Source organism: Pristimantibacillus sp. Z349TD_6 (genome assembly GCF_056173205.1).
Genome location: NZ_CM149662.1, coordinates 5,894,578 through 5,917,694, shown reverse-complemented (window position 1 = coordinate 5,917,694; position 23,117 = coordinate 5,894,578). Strand labels below are relative to the sequence as shown.

Annotated in this window: 17 protein-coding genes and 1 pseudogene; 15 read left to right on the top strand and 3 right to left on the bottom strand. The window is 43.6% G+C overall.

The window, feature by feature from the left end:
• Positions 1-49 precede the first annotated feature (49 nt).
• Entirely contained in the window at positions 50-493 is a 444-nt protein-coding gene (locus AC0VYE_RS25715; protein WP_475443358.1) for an anti-sigma factor, read from the bottom strand.
• Positions 494-673: 180 nt separating this feature from the next.
• Positions 674-3,823, bottom strand: coding sequence for a hybrid sensor histidine kinase/response regulator (locus AC0VYE_RS25710; protein ID WP_475449732.1), 3,150 nt, complete (start codon positions 3,821-3,823; stop codon positions 674-676).
• A gap of 236 nt (positions 3,824-4,059) precedes the next feature.
• Here AC0VYE_RS25710 and AC0VYE_RS25705 point away from each other — a divergent pair, with 236 nt between their 5' ends.
• From AC0VYE_RS25705 to AC0VYE_RS25685, 5 genes are all read left to right on the top strand, one after another.
• A complete protein-coding gene (locus AC0VYE_RS25705; RefSeq protein WP_475443356.1) occupies positions 4,060-5,712 on the top strand; it encodes a helix-turn-helix domain-containing protein in 1,653 nt (550 codons plus the stop codon).
• 100 nt (positions 5,713-5,812) lie between these two features.
• On the top strand, positions 5,813-6,844 hold the full coding sequence (locus AC0VYE_RS25700; protein ID WP_475443354.1) for an ABC transporter substrate-binding protein: 1,032 nt from the start codon (positions 5,813-5,815) through the stop codon (positions 6,842-6,844).
• A 34-nt stretch (positions 6,845-6,878) separates the two neighbouring features.
• Complete coding sequence (locus AC0VYE_RS25695; protein ID WP_475443352.1) at positions 6,879-7,886, top strand: FecCD family ABC transporter permease; 1,008 nt, start codon at positions 6,879-6,881, stop codon at positions 7,884-7,886.
• Entirely contained in the window at positions 7,879-8,901 is a 1,023-nt protein-coding gene (locus tag AC0VYE_RS25690) for a FecCD family ABC transporter permease (protein WP_475443350.1), read from the top strand. Before AC0VYE_RS25695 ends, AC0VYE_RS25690 begins: the two co-directional genes overlap by 8 nt.
• Before the next feature lie 27 nt (positions 8,902-8,928).
• Complete coding sequence (locus tag AC0VYE_RS25685; protein ID WP_475443348.1) at positions 8,929-10,503, top strand: alpha/beta hydrolase; 1,575 nt, start codon at positions 8,929-8,931, stop codon at positions 10,501-10,503.
• Between the two features lie 428 nt (positions 10,504-10,931).
• Here AC0VYE_RS25685 and AC0VYE_RS25680 read toward each other — a convergent pair whose 3' ends face one another.
• Entirely contained in the window at positions 10,932-11,984 is a 1,053-nt protein-coding gene (locus AC0VYE_RS25680) for an oxidoreductase (protein ID WP_475443346.1), read from the bottom strand.
• Between the two features lie 155 nt (positions 11,985-12,139).
• Between AC0VYE_RS25680 and AC0VYE_RS25675 the strand changes: the two genes are divergently transcribed.
• The 10 genes and pseudogenes from AC0VYE_RS25675 to AC0VYE_RS25630 all read left to right on the top strand — a co-directional run bounded on the left by AC0VYE_RS25675 (position 12,140) and on the right by AC0VYE_RS25630 (position 23,008).
• Entirely contained in the window at positions 12,140-12,583 is a 444-nt protein-coding gene (locus tag AC0VYE_RS25675; protein ID WP_256710858.1) for an Lrp/AsnC family transcriptional regulator, read from the top strand.
• A 139-nt stretch (positions 12,584-12,722) separates the two neighbouring features.
• Positions 12,723-13,779, top strand: a pseudogene (gene selD, locus AC0VYE_RS25670) (selenide, water dikinase SelD).
• 27 nt (positions 13,780-13,806) lie between these two features.
• Positions 13,807-14,862, top strand: coding sequence for a tRNA 2-selenouridine(34) synthase MnmH (gene mnmH, locus AC0VYE_RS25665; RefSeq protein ID WP_475443343.1), 1,056 nt, complete (start codon positions 13,807-13,809; stop codon positions 14,860-14,862).
• Between the two features lie 53 nt (positions 14,863-14,915).
• Positions 14,916-16,037: a cysteine desulfurase family protein gene (locus AC0VYE_RS25660; protein ID WP_475443341.1), complete on the top strand. Its 1,122-nt coding sequence runs from the start codon at positions 14,916-14,918 to the stop codon at positions 16,035-16,037.
• 122 nt (positions 16,038-16,159) lie between these two features.
• Positions 16,160-17,146, top strand: coding sequence for an aldo/keto reductase (locus AC0VYE_RS25655; RefSeq protein ID WP_475443339.1), 987 nt, complete (start codon positions 16,160-16,162; stop codon positions 17,144-17,146).
• Between the two features lie 83 nt (positions 17,147-17,229).
• Complete coding sequence (locus tag AC0VYE_RS25650; protein WP_475443337.1) at positions 17,230-17,619, top strand: MerR family transcriptional regulator; 390 nt, start codon at positions 17,230-17,232, stop codon at positions 17,617-17,619.
• A 136-nt stretch (positions 17,620-17,755) separates the two neighbouring features.
• Positions 17,756-18,271, top strand: a complete 516-nt coding sequence (locus AC0VYE_RS25645; protein ID WP_475443335.1) for a GNAT family N-acetyltransferase — start codon at positions 17,756-17,758, stop codon at positions 18,269-18,271.
• A gap of 17 nt (positions 18,272-18,288) precedes the next feature.
• Complete coding sequence (locus tag AC0VYE_RS25640) at positions 18,289-19,521, top strand: aminopeptidase (protein ID WP_475443333.1); 1,233 nt, start codon at positions 18,289-18,291, stop codon at positions 19,519-19,521.
• Between the two features lie 410 nt (positions 19,522-19,931).
• Positions 19,932-21,674 carry a sensor histidine kinase gene (locus AC0VYE_RS25635; RefSeq protein WP_475443331.1) on the top strand — a complete coding sequence of 581 codons (1,743 nt, stop codon included), beginning with the start codon at positions 19,932-19,934 and terminating at the stop codon, positions 21,672-21,674.
• Complete coding sequence (locus tag AC0VYE_RS25630) at positions 21,674-23,008, top strand: response regulator transcription factor (RefSeq protein ID WP_475443329.1); 1,335 nt, start codon at positions 21,674-21,676, stop codon at positions 23,006-23,008. Before AC0VYE_RS25635 ends, AC0VYE_RS25630 begins: the two co-directional genes overlap by 1 nt.
• Positions 23,009-23,117: the final 109 nt, after the last annotated feature.

Below are 23,117 nucleotides of genomic sequence, written 5' to 3'. Positions count from 1 at the left end.
AAGGACTTCACATGAGTCCAATAAGCTGGCTTATTTTCAATTATTCGTCTTATAGATGAAGCTCGGCAGTCAAGACGGCAGTCCCTCGCGGCATTTTACCAAAAGCATCTGGTTCTTGGGTAATCGCGATTTGATCATAACCCTTCAAATTCTGGTCGAGTGTGAAGTACAAGCCGCCTTTTCCATCGACCGGGTAGAAGGTTCCTGCGTTTACGACGTCCTGGCCTTTCTTCATCAGCCATACCTGAAATGCTTCGTTTTGCTTGATTTGCGGAAGCTTCTCGGCCTGCACGAGCAGATGTGTTCCTTTGCTGTCAATGACGATGGTAGCGAGGCCTTGGGCAATAATATTTTGCGCCGCCGAGCTTAAGCTGACAGCTTGATTTGTCTGCAAGCCCTGTGGAGGCTCATTCATCTGGGCGAGCGTGAGCTCATTACTGAGGTCTGACACCTGATCTCTTAATGTGAAAATATACACGCACAATAGAAGCACCGCTGCCGCAAGCCCAATATTTAACCAGCTATTGTAGTTTCGACGCTTTGCATACGGAGCTAATGAAATTTTGGATCACTATTATTTCGAATTTTTTTTCGAATAACAAAAAGACGAACAAATGAGAAACCATTTGTCCGTCTTTTTTGTATCGATGGAGTTGTTTTGCAGCTGCTAAAATCAATCATTATCCATAGCCTGCTGATTGCGGTTGTTTGGAATGACAAACGACACGGCGGTTCCTTCCTTAGGCTTACTGATTATAGATAAGCCTTGACCATACATTTGAGTTAATCGTCGATTCGTATTGGCAATCCCTATTCCGCCTTTTCCTTTCATCGTTGGACTGAGCAGTTGAATGACCTGGTCTTCATTCATGCCTATGCCATTATCAATGACTTCAACTCGTATGAAGCTGTCCTGGCGATTGATTCGAATATGCAGCGTGCCGCCGTTGTTCTGACTAAGAAGCCCATGTTTGATCGCATTTTCAACCAGCGGCTGTATAGAAAGGGGCGGGATAAGCACGCTGATGTTGGCATCCACTTCCCATACGACAGTCAACCTGTCCTCGAAGCGTTCTTTTTCAATATACAAATAGGCTTCGACAAGCTCCAGCTCGTGAGAGAGCTCAACAAGCTCCCCTGTATTTAAGAAGTCAAAGCTAATCCGTAAAAAGGATACAAAAGAATCGCCCAGATTACGCATCTTGTCTGTATCAATATCGCTTAGCGCCATTAAGGAGTTAAGGGTATTGAACAGAAAATGCGGATGGATTTGTGCCTGAAGATAAGCGGCTTCTAAACGCAAACGTTCATTAATAGACTGCTTCAGCATAGTCAACGCCCTGATTCGGTATTTGAGTTCTAGAGCATCTACAGGCTTGGTAACATAATCATTCGCTCCAGACGAGAATCCGGTATAAATGTCAGCAGGCTGACTACGGGCAGTCAACAGCAAAATGGGGAGCTCCGATACAGAGTATTGCTCCCGTACCTTCTTCGTTAACTCGTAGCCGGACATCTGTGGCATCATAACATCGGCAACTAATAGATCCCACTGCCCACTGCCTAGCAACACTAACGCTTCACGTGCTGAATTGGCTGTTGTAATGTTATATGGCTCGGATGATAAAATGCCGACAAGCACATTCAGATTGACCGGGTCGTCATCCACTGCAAGAATATTCATTTTCCCATCATTCAGAAATGGCGGGTTAATTGAAGAGATTGCTATTTCGTCGATTGCGATGTCTGGAAAAATCAATCCACCATGGCTTTCTTCTGTTCCTTCCGTTGTCTGGTGTATAGGAAGCAAGGGCTGTGCTGAAGGTAGGCTGGACATATTGGAAAGCGGTAATTGAAAGCTGAAAACAGAACCTTTGCCAAGCGCAGAGCGAACGCTTAGCACTCCGCCATGCAATTCGACCAACTGCTTGCAAATGCTTAAACCAAGCCCAATTCCTCTTCCATCATTGATTCCATAAATCCCTTGTTCATAAGGAAGAAAGACGCGCGCCTGCGTTTCTTTATTCATGCCGACTCCGGTATCGGAGACATGAATGACAGCAATCCCATTCTGAATCTCCGCAGAAATCGTGATTGATCCTTCTTCCGTATATTTTAGAGCGTTGTGCAATAAGTTGTACAAAATTTGTACAAGCCTTTTCTCATCTGCCATGACCCAAGGCAGCGATTCAGCGATATTCACATGAAGTTGAATAGGTTTGCCTTCGATCATAAATTTCAGCATGCTAACGATGCCAGGCACGATGGATTGAATTTGTAAAGGCTCCTGCTGCAGCACGATTCGGTGTTCCTTCAGCCTTGCTACATCTAGAAGATCACCGAGCATATGCGACATACGGCTGCTTATTCTTATAAGCAGCTCCATATCATTAACGCTTTTTGTATTCATTTGCCCTTTCTCTTTCGTTACAACGGTTTGAGCAATGTTCATAATACCGTGCAGCGGCGTTCGCAGTTCGTGTGAAGTATTGGCAAGAAATTGGTCTTTCAGCTTGTCAGCCTTTTTTAACTGTTCGTTCAGCACTTTGTTTTCCTTCGTGTTACGGAAAAATTGCTTTAACCAGTACGTAGAAAAACCAATGATAGCTGCTATGATATCTATTGGATAATAGACAACCGAAACCTGGCTATTTGAATTGATTAAGCTCCAAAGGAAGCTAGACATAACGCCTGCCGCGGATAACAACAGGAAGACAACGTCGTTGTTGTCTGTTTGCTTCCTTAAGACCATCGTTCCTGTTGTATAAACAAACCAGGCAAAGGGCAATAGATAAAAAAATGAAAATATTTTTAATGCTACCGATCCATTTACAAGCTGTGCGCTTGCGACAATTAGAAACAAGGAATAAACAATGAGCGCTGCTGTAAATATTCGCAGCCATCGGTTCTTCGGAGGAGCCGAAGAAAGCCTTCTAAATAGTAGAAAAATAAAAAAAGAATGCCAAAGCAGAGAGAGCAGCCTGAGCTTCAGCGCCCATGTATAGTTAATTGGCAGCCATAGCAAGAGCAGGTTATCATGGCCGATGACGATCGTAATTCCGGTAGCGAGCGTTAACAAACCAACGATAAGCAAACTCTTTTCTTGAGGATTGAATAAGAAAAGGGTCGTAGCATACAAGCCGTGAAGCAGCAAAACGATAAATGTGACGAGCTGAAAGCCGATAGAATACCATCGCACATAATCAATCGCTGCTTGTGAGCCAAATTGAATGGAGTGTAAAATTCCCCCGTTGTAAGCATCGTCATAGTTAGCAACACGAATGAGCAGTTCAAGTTCTGTGGTGCCTTTTACAGAATAAGAAGCGGTGTAGGAGAATTTCTTGGGCTTGTACTCTTCAGCGTTGTCGGCTGGTTTTCCAAAGTCGTTCTCAACAAGCCCATTTAATTCTACGCCTGATGAGGCTTGTATTTTTTGCAGCCAAAATGCGACAGGCTGCTCAAGCGGATCGATTAGAATTCGCAATCGGTACGTTCCGTACCCGATAGAGGTGTCAGCCTTTTTGGTCAGTACGCTGCCCCAGTCACCCGGAACCTGAATATAGCGGAACTGATTTTGCAACGTCTGAACATCCTGTTGATGGATTAATTTTGCAGGGTAAAACTCCCATTGGCCATCCAAGGGAATGGTAGCTGAGTTGTTTATGTCCCATCCGCGAATGTCGAGTACGCCATTCACAGCACGAGGGTGCTCAGCAGTAGAAAATAGTTCAGACCATGCCCACCGCAGGGCAAGAAGAGCGCTAAGAAACAATAGAATAATAGCTACATATTTGAAGGTGGTTTTATTTTTCATTTGCATCATCATACATTGACATTCGACATAATACGCGTTTATCCTTTAACATTTATTGGTGATTGTTATGATTGAAGCGAGTAATGTATACGATTGGCAGATTGGAAAAATATCAATAAAAACAGCTGCAAAGTGCTTCTAGTTATGTTCATCAAGCTAATTAGTAGAATAAGTTCTCATAGGTAGTTAGTTTTGATATACTGTATGAGTAAATGAGAATCATTATCGATTAGAGGATGGATGTTATGGATACAGCAATAACAAATAAAAGCATCATTAATTTCAGTAATTTAGACGTGACAATCAAGTCAGTTGAGCTATATACGGGTGCTTCTGGCGAAATTTTGAAGCAGCATGTGACGAGATGGGGTACCTTAATTATTTCGCTTGCCGGCAGTGGGACGATGAGGCGAGAAGATGGATACACCACGCTTGAGCGTGATCACATTTATGCATGTCCGCCAGACAGTACTTTCGGCCTGACATCGGATCTGGGAGGGAACTTGTCCGTTGTTGTTATCCGCTTGAAACTAGCTGACTGGAATGAAGAAAGGGTAGATTTCCAGTTGGATGAGTCAGCGCTGCAAATTTTATTTTCTAACATAGATGGTTTGTCTTTAGGGCCAGCAGGCTACTTGTCTTCACAGGGCCGAACGATTTATGACGGCTTCGCAAGTGATGACGGCATAAAGAAGTGGAGGGCGAAGCTCGATTGCTCGGAGCTGTTGTATATGCTGATTACTTCGGGGAAAATGGCTTCCAAGGAAGGGACAAAGGAAGCGCTGGAGCGCGCCAGAGCTTTTATGAAAGAAAACTGCAATAAGGAAATGACCATAGAGCTGCTGGCCAACATGGCGGAGCTAATCCCTAAATATTTCGTGGATTTGTTCAAAAAAACATATGGCGTCAGTGCACTTGATTATTTGACGAGAGCCCGAATCGACCTTGCCAAATCGCTGATGCTGCGTACCGATCGGCTGCTGAAAGAAGTCGCGCATGAGGTAGGTTATGCAGACGAATTTTATTTCAGCCGGAAGTTCAAGCAGTTCGTCGGCATGTCCCCAACGGCCTATTTAAAGAAGCGCGGCAAGAGGATTGCAGTATACGGCTCCACTGCACTAATCGGTTACTTGCTTCCGCTCGACATTATTCCTTACGCGGCGCCGCTTCATCCGAAATGGAGCAAATATTATTGTGATCGTTATGGGCTTGAAATTCCTGTCCATCTGGATGCCTACCGCCAAAACCATTTTAAAGAAGCGAATATCGAAAGGCTGGAGACTACGAGCCCGGACTTCATTTTATGCGACCATGAGCTAGAGCCTTGGGAAAGAGCAAGATTATCCGAGGTGGCGCCTATTTTTGCTCTGCCTGATGATCGTATGGGCTGGCGGAAAAAGTTTGACGTATTGGCAGAAGCATTAGGAGCGCAAGCAGTAGCGAAGCAGTGGTTGGAGGAATTTGAACATAAAAAAGGGGAAATGGCAGAGAAAATACGGCTTATGCATCAATCACGACCTTTAGATGTAGCCGTCTTGAAGGTATTGAGAAATACGGTTTATATGTACAGTGACCTCGTTATAGATGATGTTATCTATCAAGGATTAGGGATATCTCCGCTGCATAAAGCAGAGGGACCGATATGGAATGTTCCTATGACTTTCAATGATCTGAAAAAATTGAACGCCGACTATGTGCTGCTGCTTGTCTGCCAAGAGTCGGAGACGCTTCAATATTGGACGCAGCTGCAGCAGTCAACGGAGTGGATGTCGCTTCCTTTTGTAAGGGAAAATCGAGTCAAAATGATTCCATCGGAGCCATGGAGGGAATATTCTCCCGTAGCGCTGAGTCGTATCGTGGATGAGACTGCGCTTTTATTAACAGGAAATCGTCCATAATGGTTCAGGATTATGTCCATGGTCGGGAAGCAGCTCTTAGCCTATAATTGCTAATGATATTCATTATCAATTAAAGAAAGAGTGAGAGGAGCTATACAGCATGAAGAAGAAAGGTTTTTTGAGCGTCATAATGGCAATAGCAATAGCAGTCATGATTACGGCATGCGGGGGTAATTCAAAGGAAGAGAAGGCGCCGGCAAACGGTAACGGTGCAGCAGCCAATACAGAGAAACAAGCTGGAGAAAGCAATAACGGAGCAAAAACAGAGAAGCCTGCCTCAGAGGAAGCAGCTACACGAAAAATCACTTACTTGGACCAAGAGTACGAGCTGCCGGCCAAGGTTGAACGCATTGTCATTGTTGGAGCGGTAGAAGCGATGGAGGATTCGATTATTCTGGATGTGAAACCGGTAGGGGCAATTAGCTTTGGGGGAGTATTCCCACCTATGTTCGAGTCCATTACAAAGGATGCAGTTTCGATTGGCGAGAAAATGGAGCCAAACTTTGAGGCGATTCTATCGCTTAAGCCGGACGTCATACTCGGTTCGACGAAATTCCCAGCCGAAGTATCAGAGAAGCTGGCTACCATTGCGCCAACGATTCTGTACTCGCACATCTCTACGAATTGGGAAGCGAATTTGAAGCTGCTCGGAGAGCTTGGCGGCAAGGAAGCGCAGGCAGAAGAAGCCATCGCAAAATATAAAGTGGATTTGGATGCGGCGAAAGCTTCTTTAGGCGATAAGCTAAAGGATCAGAAGGTTGTTGTCGTGCGTATCCGTCAGGGCCAAATGTTCGTATACCCGGAAAAAGTTTTCTTTAATCCGATTATTTATTCCGAACTTGGTTTAACAGCCCCTGCTGAAATTAAGGCGGCTAAAGCTCAGGAGGCATTGTCCGTTGAGAAGTTCGCAGAAATGAATCCGGATTATCTCTTTATTCAATTCTCGCAGGACGAGAACAAGGATACGCCAAATGCGCTGGAAGATCTGCAAGCTAACCCAATCATGAAAAATACGAAAGCCATTAAAGAAGGTAAGGCATTCGTCAACATCGTTGATCCGTTGGCTCAAGGCGGAACGGCTTACAGCAAGATCGTATTTCTTAAAGCAGTTGCCGAGCATCTAAACAAATAGATTTACCAAATAGAAACGAATAAGGCGTGTTCTTATGCGATTAAAACAAACCCTACCGGTGGCTATCCTCGTGATGGCGCCGGTAGTAGCTGTATGTATGATACTTATTTCCATATCCTTTGGGGCAAAAAATATTACGCCTGGAGATGTATGGGGGGCGATCGTACATTTTGACCCGAACAACGTAGATCACCAAATTATCCGGGTGTCTCGGCTTCCTAGAGTCATTGGCGCATTGCTCATCGGCGCATTTCTTGCGGTGTCGGGCGCACTAATGCAAGGGATGACGAGAAACTATCTAGCCTCCCCCTCGATGATGGGAGTATCCGATGGTTCGGTTTTTCTAGTAACACTGGCCATGGTATTCCTGCCAAGTGGAGGTTCCGTAAGTCTTATCACGCTGTCAATGATTGGCTCAGCGCTTGGCGCAGCGATCGTATTTGGCATTGCGTGGCTCATCCCAAACGGAATGTCTCCGGTACGGCTTGCCATTTTGGGCACCATAATAGGCACATTTCTAAGCGGGGTATCGGCAGCGGTGTCCAGTTATTTTCAAATCTCACAAGGGCTCAGCTTTTGGTACAATGCAAGGCTCCATCAAATGGACCCTCAGCTTATTAAGCTGTCCATACCGTTCGCGGTTGTCGGGCTGGCACTCGCGCTAGGTTTGTCCAAGTCAATTACGGTGCTGTCGCTGGGCGACGATGTGTCTGCGAGCTTAGGTCAGCGGACAACGGTGGTCCGCATTCTTACTATCGTATCTGTGGTCATTCTTACTGGTGTTTCTGTAGCGCTTGCCGGCAAGATTGCTTTTGTTGGGCTGATCGTGCCGCATATTGCTAGATTTCTGACTGGCGTCGATTACCGCTGGATTATCCCGGTGTCGGGAGTGCTGGGGGGATTATTTCTGGCCTTCTGCGATATATTGTCAAGGTTCGTGAACCAGCCGTTCGAGACGCCGATCGGAGTCGTGACGGCGTTATTTGGCGTTCCTTTTTTCCTTTATCTCATTAAGACGAGAGGAGGCGGCAAAAATGCCTGAGACTACGACTGTCCGCTTATGGTCGGTTATGGCGGGTGCGTTACTGGTGACGCTCATCGGCGCTTACCTGAGCCTAACGAACGGAATGTTCGATATTTCCATTCAAGATATTGTGAAGACACTGCTTCGAATCGACAGCAGCAGGGAACATGACTTAGTTGTCTTCCAGTTTAGGCTGCCGCGTATCGTGCTGGCGATCTTAGTAGGCAGCGCGCTTGGCATGGCGGGTGCTGTGATTCAAGGCGTCACACGTAATGGCCTTGCCGATCCTGGTATTCTTGGCATTAATGCAGGAGCGGGAATGGCGGTTGTTTTATTTTTGTTTCTGTTCCAAGGCCAAATGAAGCTTCCTGGCTGGGGAGCTGTCATGATGATGCCTGTGTTCGGGCTTGTCGGGGGGCTGCTCGCCACCGTGCTGATTTATTTGTTCGCTAGGGAGCAGGGGCGGCTTGATCCTCAGCGATTGCTGCTTGTTGGCATTGCAATCGCATCAGGATTCGGAGCGCTTACTTTATATGTATCTCTCAAAATGAATCCAAATGATTTTGAGACGGCAGCCGTTTGGCTCGCAGGCAGTATTTACAGTGCGAATTGGAAATTCGTTGCAACGATGCTGCCTTGGCTGCTCATTTTGCCACCCATCCTATGGTGGAAGGCGAGGTCTCTAGATTTGTTCCAGCTTGGGGAGCATAGCGCGACAGGACTTGGTGTACCTGTGGAGCGTGCGAAAAATCAATTGCTGATAGGCAGCATCGGTCTCGTCAGCGCAAGCGTCGCTGTCTCTGGCAGTATTGACTTCGTCGGGCTAATTGCTCCACATGTAGCACGGAGATTGGTAGGACTTCGGCATCGTTCTATTCTGCCGGTGAGCGCCTTAATCGGAGCGGCAATGGTGGTGTTTGGCGATTTTATTGGAAAGACAATTTTTGCCCCTGCTGAGCTGTCGGTGGGCATTGTTATTTCCATTATAGGTGTGCCTTATTTTGTATTCCTGCTCATTCGGTCCAAAAAATAGCCATTGCAGGGGGAAAGGTGATATTGTATGAATCATTTTCAAGAAACAACCGTGCAGAACCGTGAACTAACGATTTATCTTCCACCGTCGTATCAAAACGATACAAAGCGCAGATACCCCGCAGCATATGTTCAGGACGGTGGAGGGCTGTTTCAGCATGTAACCAACCAGTTGGAGCATCTCATGTTAACGGGGAAGCTGCCGGAAGTGATTATGATAGGTATAAAACCGCATGATCGAAATGATGAATATACGCCGTGGACAGCTCCCTCGCTGCTGGATAGCTATCCAGCGTTTGGGGGAAAAGGCCGGGCATACGTCGATGAATTGGCAGACGTTGTGAAACCGTACATCGACGAGCGTTACCGTACAAAAACGGAATCCGACCATACTGCCATTATAGGAGGTTCTTTCGGCGGGTTGATCTCATTATTTGCAGGATACTGGCGGCCGGATACGTTCGGGCGGTTAGGCTTGCTCTCGGCGTCGTTCTGGTTTCAAGATGTCCTGCCATTCATGAGGGAGCAGCCCGGTCTATCCGATCGGCTGCGTATTTACATGTCTGTTGGTGATTGCGAAGGCATTTACAAACAGAACATTCAGCGCAATATGGTTGATCAAACGATCGAGGCATCTACATTGCTTGTGGAAAAAGGTTTACCGGCGAACCTACTGCATTTCGAGCTTCAGCCTGGCGGAACGCACGATTCGTTATATATGTCGGAGAACTATTTGAAGGCGTTGAAATGGCTATTCTATGAGGAGGTGACAACCGCAAAGTCGTTAGCTGTTGAAGCCCTATCATATGCCAGATTGACGAAAGAGTTCACGATTCCGCATACTCGCCATCTCATTATGCGTTCAGTGCGAACGGGAAGAGAGTATCGTATTTTTGTTTGGCTGCCGCAGACAGAGCCTCCGGAAGTTGGGTTTTCTGTATTGTACGCTCTAGACGGAAATGCATCGTTCGGATCACTTGCGGAAGCGATGCGTCTTCAAGGACGCAAGCCGCATGGCATAGAACCTCAGGTCATCGTAGCAATCGGGTATGACTCGGATGAGCCGATTGTTTCGCCGGAGCGTTTTTATGATTACACCATAAAAGCTTCTTCAGAAGAGCTGCGACAACGACCGGACGGTTCCGAATGGCCGGAGACGGGCGGTGCTGATGATTTTATCGCATTTATAGAGGAACAGTTAAAACCGGAAATAGAACGAATCGTACCGATTAATCGGAATAGGCAATCTTTGTTCGGTCATTCCTTGGGCGGTTTTTTCGCACTTCATACGTTGTTCACCAAACCCGAGGCATTCAGCACCTATATAGCAGGCAGCCCTTCGATTTGGTGGAAGCAGCATGATTTGTTGCAGAGATGGCCGAGCGTGGAAGGACGATTGAAAGACAGCGAGCTTGAAGCAAATCTGTTAATCGTCGTTGGCGCGGAAGAGAAACGCGGAATGGTTGAGGATGCCAAACAGCTATACGAGCTGATGCTGCCTTATGCAGGAGATAGGTTTGTTGTTACGTACCGAGAGGTTGAAGGGGCGGGCCATATTTCCGTCTTGCCTCCGCTCATTAATGAATTGTTGAAATTTATTTGAAAATAAATCAATAAGTCGCTCAAAAATATGATTCCATTTCGGAAGAAAGATCGCGCAACCGTTCTTCATGAACGGGCAGCTGCGATCTTTTTTTTGCAGCATCGCTATGCTTGCATGCATGAGATCATTGTTTTCTTTTCTCATTAAACTTGCTACAATTTTAAATGATAACAATTATCAATTAGCGTGCTAAAGAATACGGATTCCCTTCAAAGGGGCATTGAGGTGCTTATTATGAATGTAATCAGCTGAATGATTTGCGCGAGTTTAAGATGTTAATAGAGATCAGCTTCAGAGAAGAAAGCCGTCAGACATGAGCTGGCGGCTTCTGTTTTTTTATGGAGGTTAAGGATAGGGGGATTACTGTTTATCGCAAACGTATATTCTAGTTTGCATTTTTTAATCTATAGTGATTTCTTAGTAACGTATTAAACCAGATATTTTAGATGAAGTGCAGCATCATACGGTATTATGCTGGTTCCGGACTTCAAACGCTGAACAAAATCAGGATTGGCAAGGAGCGGGCGCCCGAAAGCCGCTAGATCAATGGTACCGGCTTTTATAGCAGATGCAGCAGATTCATAATCTAAATTTCCTACTCCGATTATTGTACCATTCCAATGTTCGCGAACAGCTTGATGAAATGTCATTCCTTTGGTGAATATCTTAGTAAACTGGTTGGTTGAGGGGTGAAGAATCTTAAGGCCTAATGCTTTGAAAATTTGTATATAAGCAGCCAATGTTTGTTCGGGATTATCCCATCTGTAATTCGGTATATCATCTTTTATTTCTGAAAAACGAACGATAGTCCTTGGCGCGCCTATTTCTGTTACTACGGCAGTTAGCAGCTCTTTCATGAATGATAGACGCTGTGATAAGTCCCCGCCATATTTGTCCGTCCGAGCATTTGTAACCTCTGAATTAAACTGATCGATTAAATACCCGTGGGCTGCATGGATTTCAACCCCGTCAAAACCGGCAATTATCGCATTTCTCGCAGCAGCTGCATGCTGTTCAATCACTTCGGAAATTTCGTCCTGAGACATCGCCTCAGGCATCTCATAAGGTTTGCGTAACCGATGTACGAGTCCATTTGCTGCAATGCTAGATGGCGCTTGAGGAGGATGCCCTCCCGTTAATTCATGATGGGTCAGCCTGCCAACATGCCAAAGCTGCGCCACGATTGTTCCACCTTCCAAATGAACAGCATCAGTCACCTTTTTCCATGCTTGGATCTGCTCTTTGTTGTATAGCCCTGATATACCATAGGTTCCTTTGGCTCTTGGGCTTGGATTTATCCCCTCCGTAATGATCAGACCAATACCATCAGCAGCCCGTTTACGGTAATATTCTACGACATCTGGACCAACCACACCTGACTTATTGTCGGCAAAGGAACGAGTCATAGGCGCCATGACTACACGTGATTGAAGCGTCCAATTTTCAATCGTAACTTGTTCAAGCAATTTATTAGATTCCATCTTTATGCCTCCTCAGTGCTTAACAGTTGATTATGTATTAATGTTATAATGGAATCGTTCAATTTTACATAATAAATTCAAGGTATTGTATCATGATATCCTTTAAAATTGTTTTATTAGTGTTATTTGACATTGAAAATAAAGGAGTGACTAGTTTGGTCGATGGACTGGATAAAAACATTATTATGATTCTTCAAGATCAGGCAAGAATTTCAATGACGGAGTTAGGAAAAGCCGTTGCATTGTCGCAGCCAGCAGTAACAGAAAGAGTGCGGAGGTTGGAGGAAAAAGGCATTATTGATCATTATCGTGCTGTTGTTTCTCTTGAAAAATTAAACAAATCGATTGTTGCCTACTTATTATTTCATACGAAGAGCTGCGAAAGTTTTGTTGATCATTGCAAAAATTCGCTTGATGTGCTTGAAATGCATCGTATAAGTGGCCAGTACAATTTTTTGGTTAAGGTGATTAGCGAATCATTGCATTCCATGGAAAATGTTATTAATGAAATGGGAAAGTTTGGAGATTCGACAACTTTAATCGTCCTCTCCTCACCTATAGAGCATAGTAAGGTCGTTCCCAATATTCAGGATAAATAGATAGGAACCCATATATTCGTTTTGGATACATTTCCTGACACTAGCTTTAAATAAGCCAATATAAATTTGCGTTCACACTAAACATCAGGTACGATTTTATTATTAATTATCAATGAAGAGTAAGAGAGGGACGAATCTAATGCACTCAAACGAAACCATAAAGCTGACATCTTTATCTAGCAAGGGAGGATGCGGTTGCAAAATCGGTCCGGCTGATTTAAAAGAAGTCATAGGAAACCTCCCGCTAGCGGAACTTAATCCTAATTTGCTTGTGGGCATCGAAACAAGCGATGATGCAGGTGTATTTCGAATAAGCGATGATTTAGCATTAGTTCAAACCGTAGATTTTTTTACTCCAATCGTAGATGACCCTTATTCTTTCGGACAGATAGCAGCGGCTAACGCAATAAGCGATATTTATGCAATGGGCGGTAAGCCATTAACGGTATTAAACATTGTTGCTTTTCCCATCGCAACACTAGATAAGCACATTTTAACAGACATCTTACGCGGAGCAGCAGATAAGGTGAAAGAGGCTGGAGCTACCCTTGTAGGCGGACACTCCATTGACGATAAGGAACCTAAGTTTGGACTAGCAGTAACCGGTTTAATTCATCCCGATCAAATTAAAACCAATGCAGGTGCTAGACCTGGAGACAAGCTGATTTTGACGAAGCCAATTGGTGTGGGCATTATGACAACCTCGATTAAGAAGGAACAATTAAGTGCGGAGGAAATCGAGCGTGTTACTCGCGTCATGGCTACATTGAATAAGACGGCAGCAGAAATAATGAATAAATATGAAACGCATGCTTGTACTGACGTAACGGGTTTTGGCTTAATCGGACATGCACTGGAAATGGCTAAAGGCAGCGAAGTAGGAATAACGATTGTAAACGAAGCGGTACCCAAATTGCCTCGTGTCAGGGAACTGGGAACTTGCAGAAAATGGATTTGTACCAGGCGGCACGAAGAACAATTTTAAGCATGTTGAAAATGATGTTATTTTCCCACAAGCGATGGACCAAGTTGATCGATGGATTCTATGTGATGCGGTGACTTCAGGCGGTTTATTCATTGCGGTTGCGGCAGACCAGTCTGAGCAAATGCTGGATGAGCTTAAGCAAGCAGGTGTGGAAGCAAGTATAGTAGGAGAAGCAACAGAAAGTAATGCTGGCCAAATCGTGGTGCTTTAAGATAAACCATTAAGGAGTCATTAAACTATGTTTCAAGACATCACGATCGAGGAATGTTCAAAGCTTCGGAAACAGGGAGAACTTGTTCTTATAGATGTAAGATCCCCATCCGAATACAATGAAGCATCAATTCCTGGCAGTCTTAACATTCCCATATTTAACGATCAAGAACGGGCTGAAATTGGAACGCTGTACAAGCAAGTAAGTGTACAAGCTGCTAAAGAAAGAGGCTTGGAAATCGTATCAGCAAAGCTTCCAACTTTCATCAAAACGTTTGCTGGCATATCCGAAAATAAGGCTGTCTTTTGTTGGCGCGGTGGCATGAGAAGTAAAACAACAGCGACTGTATTGTCTCTTATGGGAATTAGAGTCCATCGAATAGCTGGAGGATATCGCGCATATCGTCAATATGTTGTTGAACGATTGAATGATATCTGCTACGAGCCTCAGTCATTCATCATACATGGAAATACAGGTAGTGGAAAAACCGCTATCCTGCATAAAATGAAACAAAATGGCCATCCTGTTTTGGATTTAGAAGGGCTGGCTGGTCATAGAGGGTCGATTTTTGGTGGAATAGGTTTAAAAGCGCATAACCAAAAAACGTTTGATTCGTTACTGCTTGATAATATACATGAGAATGAGAAATTTACCTATTTATTGTTTGAAGCGGAAAGCCGCCGAATTGGCAATATTACGGTTCCGGACCTCATGATGGAGTTGAGAGCAAAAGGGCATCACATTAGCTTGGAGATGCCTCTTGAAGCCCGTGTTAATCAAATTATCGATGACTACAAGCCATGGGAAAATATAGATGCGTGTGTGGGGGCATTCCGAAAGATTAAATCCCGTATTCATACCCCTGTTGCAGCGGAAATAGAAGCATGCTTGATGAGTGAAAAATATGATACTGCTGTCGAGCTGCTTCTCACTTATTACTATGACCCAAGGTATTCGCATTCGACGAGCGAACATGATGAACAAATCTCTTCTATTGTGAAGGCAGCAAATACGGCTGAGGCAACGATCAAGATTGAACAGATAGTAAATTCGTTAATGGAACGAAAATCGATGGAGCAATAGCAAATGAAAGGCTGCCGCAAATGATTGCAAGCGAGGGTGCAAAGGAGAAAGCTATGAACCAGATTTATTTGGACTACAACGCAAGTACGCCAATCGCTCCAGAAGTTCTTGCAGAAATGTATCCATATCTGCAGGGAAGCTACGGCAATCCATCGTCTAGTCATTGGGCGTCCGTTTCGACAAAGGAAGCTATTTTGGATGCTCGCATAAAAGTTGCTGCTTTACTCCGTTGTTTTCCAGACGAGGTGATCTTTACTAGCGGGGGAAGCGAATCCAATAATCATGCCTTAAAGGGCGTATTCTTTGCTCATAAAGAAAAGGGTAATCATATCATTACGACAACAGTTGAGCATCCAGCCATTTTGAATCCATGTTCATTTCTAGAGCGCTTGGGAGCAGAAGTTACCTATATAAACGTAGATGAAACTGGACGCATATTGCCGGAAGCTATCGAATCAGCCATTAACAAGCGTACTATTTTAATCTCGGTTATGCATGCGAATAATGAAGTTGGGACGATTCAGCCTCTTGGTGAAATAGCCGAAATAGCAAAAAAACATGGCGTATTGTTCCATACAGATGCTGCTCAATCCGTTGGCAAAATCCCGGTTTATGTTGATCAATTAGGTGTCGACTTGGTAACGCTAGCGGGACATAAACTATATGCTCCGAAAGGGATTGGGGCATTGTATGTGCGTAGGGGAACCAAAATAGAACCCTATAGTCATGGAGCCGGTCATGAACATGGCATGCGCGCAGGAACAGAAAATGTTCCTTACATCGTTGCATTGGGAAAGGCCGCAGAAATGGCAATGCTTATGCAAGATAACAATGAAATGAGTAGATTAAGCGAGTACTTCTTAGAGCGATTGGCTGCGAAATTTGGTCATCTTATCAAGCTGAATGGCCATCCGACTAACCGATTGCCTAACACCTTGAATATAAGCTTTATAGGTTTGGATGCTAATGAAATTCTGAACAAGATTCCCGAAATCGCAGCGTCCACTGGATCAGCCTGTCATGCCGGTATGACAACAATCTCCCCAGTATTAAAGGCAATGCAGATCGATGAAATTGTGGCCCGAGGCGCTATTAGATTTAGTCTAGGAAGGTATACGAATAAGATTGATATTGATCAAGCAATTATGCTATTGGAAGAAGTCATTATCGTCTAAGCTGATGCAGGAAATACTCTAAACACTTACTATCGTGCACAATCGCTTGACTTGGAGTTAACTCAAAGGAGTACACTACAGCTGAAGGAAACAATATCTATTTGAAAGTGAGGAACGATTAAATGGAATATGTGAAACTCGGTAATACAGGCTTGGATGTATCTCGGCTTTGTCTTGGCTGTATGAGCTTTGGTGTAGCGGAGCGGTGGGTGCATCCTTGGGTACTTAATGAAGCGAGCAGCCGTCCTATCATAAAAAAAGCATTGGATTTAGGCATCAACTTTTTTGATACTGCGAATGTATATTCAGACGGAACAAGCGAAGAAATTGTGGGTCAAGCTTTAAAGGATTATGCCAATCGAGATGAAATTGTTCTGGCGACAAAGGTTCATTTTCGAATGCAGCAAGGCCCAAACGGTGCTGGTCTTTCTCGAAAGGCAATCATGAGTGAAATAGATAAGAGCCTTAAGCGACTCGGAACGGATTATGTAGACCTTTATCAAATTCATCGCTGGGATTACAATACACCCATAGAAGAAACGATGGAAGCATTACATGATGTTGTGAAGGCTGGAAAGGCAAGATACATTGGCGCTTCAGCCATGTACGCATGGCAGTTTCTAAAGGCATTGCATGTAGCTGAAAAAAATGGGTGGACGCGGTTTGTATCGATGCAAAATCATTTAAACCTCATCTATCGTGAAGAAGAGAGAGAAATGCTTCCGCTTTGTAAGGAAGAAAAAATTGGCGTCATTCCTTATAGCCCGCTCGCATCAGGTAGATTGACACGTGATTGGTCAGAAACAACGCATCGTTTCGAAACCGACCAAGTTCAAAAATCTAAATACGATGCGACTGCAAATACTGACCGATTAATTGTAGAGCGGGTTGCAGCCATTGCCGAAAAACATGGCGTTCCCCGTGCTCAAATTGCATTAGCTTGGATATTGCATAAAGATCCTGTAACCGCACCAATTATTGGTGCTACAAAAATGTCGCATCTCGAAGATGCAGCAGCTGCTGTTTCCATTAAGCTAACACCAGAAGAAATTGTATCGCTGGAAGAGCCTTATGTTCCACATCCAGTCGTTGGGCCTATTACGATGTAATGAGTATTTAATATAAGGAACAACAAGAACGCCCGATTGTTTTTTCGGGCGTTCTTGATCTTAAATTAGGGAGTGAAATCTGCATGTTGATAGCCGAAGTAAGCGCGAAATTTGAATTATCACCGGACACGCTCCGCTATTATGAACGGGTCGGTCTTATTCCACGGGTGAACCGCAATAAAAGCGGAATCAGGGATTATACGGCGGAAGACTGCAGATGGGTTGAATATATCAAATGCATGCGTGGTGTAGGTCTTCCTATTGAGATTTTGATTGAATATGTTGCTTTGAATCAACAGGGTGATGAAACCATCGGGACTAGGAAAGAGCTTTTAATCGAGCAGCATAAACTGCTAGCCAAAAAAATGGAAGAGATGAAAAAAGGATTGGAACGTATGGATGATAAAATTGCAACATATGAACAGACAATATTAAAAAAAGAAAAAATGCTAAGTAGATCTAAGAATCAATAGTCCATCGGACCCCCTCGTTTTATTGACATTGATTCATGTAGGGCTTCACATAAATATTCGGTTAATAGAAAAATTCAGATGAATGTGATAATTTATTAATTATGACTTGCATTTGAAAAGGTGGTTTGAAAACGTTATGGAGCTCGTTTTTCCAAAGGTAGAGACTGTGGAAGAAGTCTCGGCTTTAGCGCAATTGGCATCGGAAATTTGGAATGAATATTTTGTAAGCATTATAACAAAAGAACAAATTGATTATATGGTGGATAAATTCCAATCGGATCATGCGATTACGAATCAAATTGAAAATCAAGGTTATGAATATTTTTTCATGAATATACATGGCCATAATATCGGCTACTTGGGGATAAAACAAGAAGAAGACAAGTTGTTTTTAAGCAAGTTTTATATACGCAAAGAGCATCGCGGAAAAGGTTATGCAAGTCAAGCTATGGCGTTCTTGGAAGCGATATGCAAAGTTCGAGGGTTAGGTATGATATGGCTCACGGTAAATCGCTATAATGATACAACGATTGCTGTGTATGAGAAAAAAGGGTTTAAATCAGTTCGTACTCAGGTGGCTGATATAGGAAATGGTTTTGTGATGGATGATTTTATAATGGAAAAAGAAATTGGATTGGAAGAAGTCGAGTAACAAGGGGGTTTTGGTGAATGGAGAAGTTTGAGTTCATGTTGAACAAATATGCTGAATTAGTCATTAAGGTTGGTGTGAACGTTCAAGTGGGGCAAGTGCTTATCGTACATGCTCCGATTGAAACGGCTGAACTAACCCGATTAATTGTAGCAAAAGCTTATGAGGCAGGAGCCAAATATGTCATTGTAGAGTGGGATGACGATGCGATTACTCGCGTTCGGTATGAGAAGGCATCAGATGATTCCTTCGATTATTATCCGCAGTGGCTTGCCGATAGCATGGTGCATTTTGCTGAAGAGGGCGGAGCTATACTGCATATCAAAGTGCCTAATCCAGAGTTGTTTCGCGGCATCCATTCTGCAAAAGTATCAGCTGCGGTCAAGTCCGCTGCTGTCGCGCGAGAAGAATACTCAAAGTATACGCGGAACAGCAAAATTAGCTGGTCGCTGATCAAGGCGCCAACTCGTGCATGGGCGGATAAAGTGTATGCCGATCTTCCGGAGGAGCAGCGCGTGGATGCGATGTGGGAAGCTATTTTCCACATGGTGCGAGTAAATACAGATGATCCTATTGCCACTTGGCGTGAGCACATTAATCATTTGAAAACAAGCCAGGATCTTCTTAATGCGAAACGCTATAAGAGTCTGCATTATCGCGCGCCGGGAACGGATCTGCGAGTACAACTGCCTGAAGGACATATTTGGCGTGGCGGCGGCGGTGAAAATGAGAAAGGTGTTTACTTTGTTGCGAATATGCCAACTGAAGAAGTGTACACCATGCCTCATCGTACCGGTGTGAACGGCACGGTAAAAAGCAAATTGCCTCTCAATTTGAACGGCAGGTTAGTTGAAGGAATCACGTTTACGTTCAAGGACGGCAAAGTGGTTGCTTATGATGCCGAATCGGGACTTGAACATTTAACTTCGTTGCTCGAAACGGATGAAGGTGCATCCTATCTCGGAGAGATGGCATTAGTGCCACATGATTCGCCAATATCGAACTTGAATAGAGTATTTTATAATACAGGCATTGACGAGAATGCTTCCTGTCATTTTGCACTGGGAAGTGCTTATCCTGTCAACCTGGAAGGTGGAACGAAGCTCTCCAAAGAGGAACTACTGGAGCGAGGCGCTAACGTAAGTCTTACACATGTTGACTTCATGATTGGTTGCGCCGATCTCGATATTGATGGAGAACTGCCTGACGGCACAATCGAGCCTGTCTTTCGTCAAGGGAATTGGGCTTACTAGATGTAAAGTGCGGGAAGTGACTGGTTCATGCGCTCTTAAAGCGCTATAGAGAAAGGTTAGCATATCAATTGATGTGCTAACCTTTTTTTGTTAATTACTGAGTTAACTTAGAATAAGAGGAAGCAGCAGCCCTCGCCTCTACCATGGAAAAACCCGACCATAAAAGCTCGGGTTTTTATTTGTTGTACGCCAAAAATTGGCGTGAACTATAGCATTTAAATTCAAAAGGTGACTCGCATGGTTGAACTATCTATTGCGTCTAAATAAAATCTTGGTATGATTCCTTTATGAATGTTAACGACAAAAGCCCTCTGTTAATAAGTTGAACAATCTGATCAGAGTCTCTGTTATTCTGGTTATATTAATTAGCATCGAGAAGTTTTCCTAGATGGTGAAGAAGGGGATATCCTATGAAATTGCAGGCTGCCGGCAAAGCGAAGTGGTTCGTCTATCAGAAAATTGTCATCGTATTTATCGTGTTTCTTGTTCCCCTCATTTCGATGAATATTTGGGTCAATTACAAGGGCATGTCGTTTTCGAAAAATACAATGCTGGATTCCGCCGAAGCGGGAGCTTCCTTTTACGCGAAGCAGCTGGACAAGGAAATGTATTTTATTCGCAATCAGCAATTAGGCTTTATTAACGGTGAAGATTTGCAAAAGCTAAGCTTCAGGGGAGGAAGTCTTGGGAAATATGATGAGGTTAGACTCATTGAGCAAGTGAAGGATCGATTGAGCTTTCTTATGAATTCGAGCGAGTACGTACTTAATGCAGGCGTTTATATTGCTTCAGAGGGGAAAACCATCTCGATTTCGAATGGCGTTACCAACACGCCAAATGATGAATACGAGCTTATTTCAAAGCTTATAGGCGTTTCGATTAAGCCCTCTTTTTACCTGGATGGTGATCGGATCTTCTTTATTGAGACGGCAAATAATGATGGCATTTGGTCATATATCGAAATCTCTAAAGTGAAGCTGCTGGAAGAGCTGCATACCATTACTACCCTTTATCAGGAGTCAGAGGTTTTGCTTGGGAGCGAGGGTTTGGGGAGTGTGTTTGCGACGACGCAAGATGAGCAAGCTATTTCTGTACAGCAACAGCTGGTTAAATTACCTAATGAGCAAGATGACAATATGTCCAAAATGGAGAAGGTAAACGGCATCCGTTATTTTGTTATCCATAATTTTGTAAGCTCTTTAAATCTGTCATTAATTATGTATGTGAATCAGAACGAGATCACTAGATCATTAAGCCAGTTTTATACGCTGTATTATCTGCTGTTCAGCATTACCATTATCATTCTTTTGCTTTATTCATTCTCCGTTAACGTCATGATCCATCGCCCATTGTCCAATCTAGGCAAGGCGTTTCGTATGATAGAAACAGATAATCTGAACTTAGTTATCGAATCCAAGACAAAGGATGAATTTCATTATTTATTTCAAAGTTTTAATCGGATGGCACATCGCTTGAAAGTTTCCATAAAGGAAAACTATGAACAAAAGATAGCGCTGCAGCACTCGGAATTAAAGCAGCTGCAATCTCAAATTAACCCTCATTTTTTATACAACAGCTTTTTTAACATTTATATGATGTGTAAGGTAGGCGATTCGGATAGTGCGGCGGAGCTCTCCCAAAAGCTGGGAAGCTATTATCAATACATTACAAGGAGCGGTTCTGATGAAGTGCTGCTTAACAAAGAATTTCAGCATGCGCTCGATTATTGTGAAATTCAATGTATTCGCTTTTCCAACCGCATTTCGTTTGAATACACGGAGATTTCGGATCAATTGCATACCGTTTACGTTCCAAGACTTATCATTCAGCCGATCGTAGAGAATGTATTTGATCATGCCTTTGAAGATGGTACGATGAACGGAGTTGTCTATATTGGAGCCAGCTATCAGGATGATATCGTACGCATCACCGTAGAGGACAACGGCAGTTTATTAACAGATGATAAAATTGAGCAGTTGCAGGAGCAGCTTGCAGTCAAAACGAAACAGATTGAGAAAACGGGATTAATTAACGTCAGCAATCGGCTAAAATTAATTTATGGAGCGGACAGCGGCTTATTTGTCTCCCGAAGCCAATACGGCGGATTAAAAGTGGAGCTTATCATACATCTTGAGAATAAGGGGGCACAATAATGTACCGATTGTTAATAGTAGATGACGAGCCTGTCATTGTGAATGGCCTAGTGCAGCTTTTTCAGGGAAACAAAGACTTTGAGCTGGATATATGCAAAGCCTATTCCTCTGGTGAGGCGCTTGAAATAGCAAAAAAAACGAAACTGGATATTTTGATCAGCGATATTCGTATGCCTCAGAAGAATGGCCTGCAATTGGTGGATGAGATGGTATACTATTGGCCCGCATGCCGAGTCATTTTTCTTACAGGGTATAGCGAATTTGATTATGTATACGAAGCGTTAAAGAAAAACGTAGAAAACTATATTTTGAAAACAGAAGGCATTGAGCCTATTTTCCAAGCGGTAAAAGAGGTAATAGGTAAGCTGGAAGAAGAGAAAAGCGTTAAGCTGCAGCAGGAGAAGGCGCAAAGACATATTCAAATCGCCGAGCCTTATCTCAAAAAAGAAATGATGGAAGCCATGCTTGACGGAGAGCCGCTTCCTTCTCTATTGACCGAGTCCATTTATGCAGAAGTGGAGTTTGGCATTGCTGCTGAGCGCCCCGCATTCTTCCTGGTAGGGCAAGTGGATCGGCTTGAGGTTGAAAATTTAAAGGTGCTGGAATCGGTGCAACGGATTTTTGACAATCATTTGCCGGCTTCCATAGCTAGAGAGAAAGCTATCTACAATGGCAGCTCACTTTTATGGATTCTTCAAGCGGATGAGGAATTATTGGAACGTTTTCGAGGGAATGGGCCAGATGAGAATACGAAGGAGCAAGGCATCGCATCCTATATGAAAGGCATTCTTGAGCTTGTACAAAATGAATGCGTTGAGGTTCTCTCGGCTTCAGTTTCATTTGGCATTTCTGGAAATTTGTTAGGAAAGTGGGATACACTCCATCTCCAAGTGGAAGCTGTTCGTGCAATGATTCAGAAAAGAGCGGCATTTGGTCAAAAAATGGTTATTGTTGATTACGAAAAATCGAATGCTTGTGAATCCGATATGAGCGGAGAGATGAAGCAAGAAGAATTTAAACAATTGCTTATCGAACAAATTCATCAATATGTTCATAACAATCTGTCCAAGGATGTGTCTCTGACAGCTATTGCGGACGAGGTGCATTTTAATCCATCCTATTTGTCTCGCTATTACAAGCAGATCACAGGACATAATCTATTAGAGTACATTCAATCTACAAAAATGACCGTTGCCATCGATCTGATGATGAATACTTCCTTGAAATTAAATGAAATTGCGAGTAAGGCGGGTTTTGACTCGGCTTCGTATTTTACGACTTTTTTCAAAAAAATGACAGGTCTTTCACCTCAAGAGTATCGAAATTCGCAATAAGTAAAAAATTCAAAAGCGATGTAAAAAAAGTGAAATTGAAACCGCTTTCCCTCTCGAAATATAATAAACACAGGGATCAGGGCTACTAACATTATCAAAAGGGGGAAGT